Origin of the sequence: Endozoicomonas sp. ONNA2 (assembly GCF_024606365.1) — a bacterium.
In the GTDB taxonomy this organism is placed as follows: Bacteria; Pseudomonadota; Gammaproteobacteria; order Pseudomonadales; family Endozoicomonadaceae; genus Endozoicomonas.
Genome location: NZ_JAHHPO010000490.1, coordinates 1 through 1,127 on the forward strand (window position 1 = coordinate 1; position 1,127 = coordinate 1,127).

Consider the following 1,127-nt stretch of genomic DNA (forward strand, 5'->3'; position numbering starts at 1 on the left):
GATGATTGCGGTGGAGCATCTGAATATGTGGAAGTTATTTACAGACAATTCCTTGCCCGTTGAGATGGATGCCAGCTTTAACAAGGCGCTGCCGATTCTGGAAGAAGGTTATCTGGCCAAAGAGGATCTACCGGGGGCCAGAAAAGTCCTCAAGGCAGCAGCCGGGACCTATGTTGCTGCGGCTCTGGCAAGCTTGCTGAATATCGGACGATGGATAGCTATTTTGAGGCGATAGGCAGATGCTTCTGGAATTCAATTAATATGGTCAGTACATCACTGCTGGTTCTGTTTGTTCCCACGTTTTTCTTTGTTTCTGCCACCCCGGGCATGTGCATGACACTGGCCATGACGCTGGGGATGACCGTGGGTATTCGCCGGGCACTGTGGATGATGTTGGGAGAACTGGTTGGCGTTGGGCTTATTGCCGTGCTGGCCGTGGTCGGTGTAGCTGCAGTGCTGCTGAACTATCCGGCTGCTTTCACGGTGTTTAAGTGGGTTGGGGGTGTGTATTTGTTCTACCTTGGGGGGCAGATGTGGCTGTCCAGGGGGAAAATGGCCATTCCCCATGAGGGGCAGCAACCACACGAGACGTGTGCCCGAGAACTGATGGTTCAGGGGTTTGTGACCGCAGTAGCCAATCCCAAGGGATGGGCATTCTGTATCTCTTTACTGCCACCGTTTATTGCTGCAGATCTGCCGTTGGCTCCACAGTTGGTTATTCTGGTGGCTATTATTCTGGTTATTGAATTTATCTGCCTGAATATATACGCAGCCGGTGGCAGAACGCTGCGACATTTTCTGCAAAAAAGCGGTAACGTACGGGTGATGAACCGGATTGCCGGCTCTTTGATGATGGGGGTGGGTATCTGGCTGGCGTTTGGTTAAATCTGGCAGAATAAATCAATTGCCAGCACAGGATCTGGTGCCAGAGAAAAATCTGTTTAATCTGTGGAAGTGGGTTGTGGAGTTCTCCTCTCAGAATTCGAATGTCTTGTTTTAAATCCGCAATTTTTCTGGCGTAAAGCTGGCATCATTATAAGTATCAATAACTTAAGTTCAGCAAGGTCAGTACTGACGTAACCATTCGCTAAATCCATTATTCAAGCATCAATAGCCCTGTTCAGCTA

The 1,127-nt window shown here is 49.3% G+C and carries 2 protein-coding genes; both read left to right on the forward strand.

The window, feature by feature from the left end; all coding sequences use genetic code 11:
* Window positions 1–235 (forward strand): zinc metallopeptidase (locus tag KDK14_RS08820; protein WP_257264723.1); only part of this gene is annotated, 235 nt, incomplete at its 5' end.
* Window positions 236–261: 26 nt separating this feature from the next.
* The gene (locus tag KDK14_RS08825) at window positions 262–885 is read left to right on the forward strand and encodes a LysE family translocator (RefSeq protein ID WP_257264724.1); all 624 of its coding nucleotides are present in this window, start codon (window positions 262–264) and stop codon (window positions 883–885) included.
* Window positions 886–1,127 lie beyond the last annotated feature (242 nt).

Excerpts from the sequence above, each read along its gene's own strand:
- KDK14_RS08825 (WP_257264724.1), top strand. The coding sequence starts at position 262 with ATGGTCAGTACATCACTGCTGGTTCTGTTTGTTCCCACGTTTTTCTTT.